Origin of the sequence: Streptomyces sp. YGL11-2 (assembly GCF_050054615.1) — a bacterium.
GTDB lineage: Bacteria > Actinomycetota > Actinomycetes > Streptomycetales > Streptomycetaceae > Streptomyces.
The window spans coordinates 190,207-194,493 of the sequence record NZ_JBNHIN010000008.1 but is presented as its reverse complement, the minus strand read 5'-3'; the positions used below and the strand labels follow the sequence as shown (position 1 = coordinate 194,493).

Annotated in this window: 4 protein-coding genes; 1 reads left to right on the top strand and 3 read right to left on the bottom strand. The window is 73.7% G+C overall.

The genetic code is table 11. The features are described 5' to 3' along the window. Nucleotides 1-256: 256 nt before the first annotated feature. The gene (locus ACO1BR_RS12300; RefSeq protein ID WP_426795087.1) at nucleotides 257-1,792 is read right to left on the bottom strand and encodes an FAD-dependent monooxygenase; all 1,536 of its coding nucleotides are present in this window, start codon (nucleotides 1,790-1,792) and stop codon (nucleotides 257-259) included. 188 nt (nucleotides 1,793-1,980) lie between these two features. Further along, entirely contained in the window at nucleotides 1,981-2,367 is a 387-nt protein-coding gene (locus tag ACO1BR_RS12295) for a VOC family protein (protein WP_426795086.1), read from the bottom strand. A 144-nt stretch (nucleotides 2,368-2,511) separates the two neighbouring features. Between ACO1BR_RS12295 and ACO1BR_RS12290 the strand changes: the two genes are divergently transcribed. After that, nucleotides 2,512-3,045, top strand: coding sequence for a GNAT family N-acetyltransferase (locus tag ACO1BR_RS12290; protein WP_426795085.1), 534 nt, complete (start codon nucleotides 2,512-2,514; stop codon nucleotides 3,043-3,045). Between the two features lie 283 nt (nucleotides 3,046-3,328). On the opposite strand, the gene ACO1BR_RS12285 is transcribed toward ACO1BR_RS12290, so the two are convergent. Continuing rightward, nucleotides 3,329-4,012, bottom strand: a complete 684-nt coding sequence (locus ACO1BR_RS12285; RefSeq protein WP_426795084.1) for a glycerophosphodiester phosphodiesterase — start codon at nucleotides 4,010-4,012, stop codon at nucleotides 3,329-3,331. Nucleotides 4,013-4,287 lie beyond the last annotated feature (275 nt).

Here is a 4,287-nt window from a genome sequence, read left to right as displayed (position 1 = left end):
CCCCCCCCCCACAACAGCACCAGCAGCCAGCCGACCAGTGGAGGTGTGTGCACGGGGCGCCTCCCCGGGGATCCGTGCGGAGCGCGATCACGGCCGGATCGCGAGGGTCGGTGCGATACGCCCGCAGGATGCCCGTCCGGACCCCGGCACACGGGAGCGCACGGGCGCACCCGGGGAGCGCAGGGAGTGCGGAGCCGGTCGCGGCGCCCCCCTGGGCGGCCGGCGAGCTCCCGCGCAGTGGCGCGCGCCGCCCCGGTCAGCCCGCCGCGCGCTCCGGTCCGCACCACACGGTGAGCGCGGCCCGCAGCGACCCCGCGTCCACCGCACCCTCCGCGGCCCACGCGGTGTAGCCGTCCGGGCGCACCAGCAGCGCCGCGGCATACGGCCGTTCGGCCTCGGCCCGTACCACCGTGACCCGGTCCGACCAGGGCGCGGCGGCGTCCAGCGCCGCCGACCCGCCGCCGTTCAGCCCCAGCAGCAACGGGCGTCCTGGGCGCAGGAGTTCGGCCAGCCGGGTCGGCCCGCCCGGCGCCGTCAGCGGAAGGTCGCGGGCGAACGTCCCCACCAGCGGGTGGTCGTCCGGCGCGCTGCCGTAACGGATGCCCGTGCCGTAAATGATCTCGCTGAGATAGGTGTTGACCTCGTCCATGCCCATCAGGTCGACGAACATCTCCCGCAGCGCGTCGACCTGCGGCCCCGGCCGCATCAGCGCCACCTGCGCCCGGGTGTTGTGCAGCACCCGCGCGGCGACCGGATGCCGCTCCGCGCCGTAGCTGTCCAGCAGCCCGTCCGGAGCCCCGCCCCGGCACTGTGCGGCCAGCTTCCAGCCCAGGTTGAACGCGTCCTGCATACCGAGATTCACGCCCTGGCCCCCGGCGGGGAAGTGGATGTGCGCCGCGTCCCCGGCCAGCAGCACCCGACCGGCGCGATAACGGCTCGCCTGCCGGGCGCTGTCGGTGAAGCGCGTGACGTGATCCGGAGCGGCGAGCGTCACGCGCCGGCCGGTGACCCGGTGAATGCTCTCGGTCAGTTCCTCGACCGTCACCGGGCTCTCCAGGTCGTCCGGCACCTCCCATTCGGTGACCGCGATCCGCCCGTCGGGCATCCGCATGTACCAGCCCCCTTCGGTCCGCTGCCAGCCGGTCGGCAACTCGCCCCCGCCCTCGACCTCGAACACCCCGCGCCCCATCCGGGACACCACCGACGGTCCCGTACCGGGGAAGGCGATACCGGCGCTCTTGCGGACGGTGCTGCGCCCGCCGTCGCAGCCGACCAGGAAGTCCGCGCGCAGTGGGTAACTCCCCTCCGCCGTACGGACGGTGACCGTCACCCCCGCCTCGTCCTGCGCCAGCCCGGTGACCTCCTGGCCGTGGCGGACGACGGCCCCCAGGCCCTCGGCGCGCTTGCCGAGCAGTTCCTTGACGATCTCGCGGGGCAGCATCAGGCCGTGCGGCTGCTCCGTCTCCGCCTCGTTCCGGCCCAGCTGGTATATGCCGGCGAAGTGGCCGCGCGTGCCGTGGTCGTTGAGCCGCCGGCGGTATTCCGCCAGGCCCCCGACGCCGTCCTGGGCGGCGGCGAAGTCGCTCAACAGGCCGCGCCGGTCCAGGGATTCCAGGGTGCGGGCGTGCAGATTGAGCATCCGCGGTTCGCCCTGCCCTCGCTGCGCCTGTTCCAGGACCAGCGTCGCGATTCCGTGGAGCCGCAGTTCACCGGCCAGCAGCAGCCCGACCGGACCGCCGCCGGCGATGACGACGTTGACGTGTTCCGTGCCGAGGTGTTCGGAATTTCCCATGGCCGGGACGCTAGCGGCCACCGGAAGCCGCCACCAGTTCCCGCCGTGCAGAGCACAGTTGCACCGGACGCAACCCGGGCCGCAGGCCCTGCTCGGAGCCCTCGCCGGGGCTGCTCCGGGTCCGCTCCGGCACGGAATTCCGGGGTGGATTCCCGAGGGGAATTCCGGGTCGGAGACCGGTGCCGACGTCAGGGCCGGTACCGCAGCGGGTGATCCGCGGGCACCTCCACGATGACGACCTTGTGCCCGTCCGGATCGGCGATCCACATCTCGATCAGCCCCCACGGCTCCCGGACGGGTGGCCGCAGCACCTCCACCCCGTGCGCCACCAGTTCCTCGTGCGCCCGCGCCGCGTCCGCGACCTGGAGCCACAGCTGGAGGGTCGGCGTGGCCACGCCGGTGGCCCGGCCGGAGACCTCCAGGAAGCCCCCGCCGAGGAAGTACACCGTGCCGCGCTCCGGGCCCGTACCGAACTCCCGGTAGACCGCCAGCCCCAGCGCCTCGCCGTAGAACGCCCGCGACCGCTCCGGATCGCTCGGCCGCACCAGCACCCTGCTGCTCAGTACCTGCACCATGGCACGGACCCTACGCCGCGCGGCCGGGCGGTTTCGGCCGCGGCGCACCGCCACCGTCCGAAGGGCGAAAGCCCCTGACACCCGGAGCCCCCCTCTTGTTAGCCTCGCGACAGCCATTCGCACGGCCGAGAGGACCCGCACACCATGCCCACCAGCCCGCTGACCTTCCGCACCGCCACCGACGCCGACATACCCGGGCTCGTCGAGCTGATCGAATCGGCGTACCGCGGGGACGCCAGCCGGGCCGGCTGGACGACCGAGGCGGACCTCCTCCAGGGGCAGCGCACGGATCCGGACGATGTCGCCGCGGTGGTGCGCAAGGAGGACGGCCGGCTGCTGGTCGCCGAGCAGGACGGCCAACTGGTGGCCTGCTGCCAGCTCGACCACCGCGGGGACCACACCTACTTCGGCATGTTCGCGGTGCGCCCCACCCTCCAGGGCAGCGGCCTCGGCAAGGTGATCATCGCCGAGGCCGAGCGCACCGCGCTGTCCACTTGGGGCGCCCCGGAGATGCGGATGACCGTCATCCGGCAGCGCGCCGAGCTGATCGCCTGGTACGAGCGCCGCGGCTACCGCCGCACCGGGCAGCTCAGCCCGTTCCCGTACGGCGACGAGCGGTTCGGCATCCCGCAGCGCGACGACCTGGAGTTCGAGCTCCTGGTCAAGCCCCTCGGCTGACCCACCGGACAGACCCCGGAGCCGCCCCGCCGGGGGAGGAGTCCTGCGGGGCGCAGCCGACCGCCGCGGCGAGCGGCACCGTGGTGGCGCACCCGGCGAGGCGTACGGGGCGGGGCAACCACATGCCCGCAGAGGCCCGGAGAGTGAGGGCGCACCGGGCCGCCTGCCGAGATCACCGGGCCGAACGTCCGTAGGGTGGAGGCTCGTTGTGCTCCTGTGAACCGCGGAATTCCGCTCCGCCGCGGATCCCGCAGCCGGCCGCACGCCCCGCCCGCCGCCGCCCTCAGGCGGTGAAGCGCACCGCCCGCCGGATCTCCGGCTGATCGGTCACCACGCCCGCCAGCCCCAGGCCGCGCGCCAGCCGCAGCTGATCGTGGGTGTTGACCGTCCAGCCCAGCACCTTCAGCTGTGCGGCATGCGCCCGCTCGACCAGTTCGAGGGTGAGCCGCCGGATGTTCAGCGACAGCGTGCCCGCGCCGACCGCCTTCGCGCGGTCCACCACATCGGCGCCGTAGCGGTCGCCCACCAGTGCCGTCCGCACCGCCGGCAGCAGCGTGCGGATCGCCGCCAGCGCCTCGTCGTGGAAGGAGATCACCTCCACCCGGCCGGCCAGATCGCGCGTCCGCACCGCCTCGGCCAGGGCCTGCGCCGCCGCCACGTCCTTGATCTCCGCCTGGAGCGGCGCGCCGACCGCGTTCACGACCTCCTCGAAGACCGGAATCCGCTCGCCCAGCCCGGCGTCCAGCTCCCGCAGCTCGGCGAGGGTGCGCTCCGCGATCGGGCCGGTGCCGTCGGTCGTCCGGTCCACGTCCGCGTCATGCATCACCACGAGCGCGCCGTCCTTGCTCAGGTGCAGATCCAGCTCGATGACATCGACGCCCTCGCGTTCGGCGCGTACGAAGGAGCGCAGGGTGTTCTCCGGCTCCACACCCATCATCCCGCGGTGCCCGATGGTGAGAAAGGTCAAGGCTGCCTCGATTCTGTCGGCTCGGTTGCTGTCGGTCCGTGCACGTGTCGGCCGCCGGCGGTCTGCTGCCCGAAATGGCCCACAGCCTAATCCGTTCACGAGCGGCAGAGCCGTAGGGACAAGTGCCTCCTAGCCCGTACGAGTGCCCCCGTATTCCGCCGTCTACGCACCGCCGGCCGACCCGGGCCGTACCGCCGGCCGACCCCGGGCCGCGAGCAGGGTGCGGCCGGTGCCCCGCGGCCCCTGGAGGCCGGCGCTCCGGTCGTCCGGTCGCG

Excerpts from the sequence above, each read along its gene's own strand:
- ACO1BR_RS12295 (WP_426795086.1), bottom strand. The coding sequence starts at position 2,367 with ATGGTGCAGGTACTGAGCAGCAGGGTGCTGGTGCGGCCGAGCGATCCG.
- ACO1BR_RS12290 (WP_426795085.1), top strand. The coding sequence starts at position 2,512 with ATGCCCACCAGCCCGCTGACCTTCCGCACCGCCACCGACGCCGACATA.
- ACO1BR_RS12300 (WP_426795087.1), bottom strand. The coding sequence starts at position 1,792 with ATGGGAAATTCCGAACACCTCGGCACGGAACACGTCAACGTCGTCATC.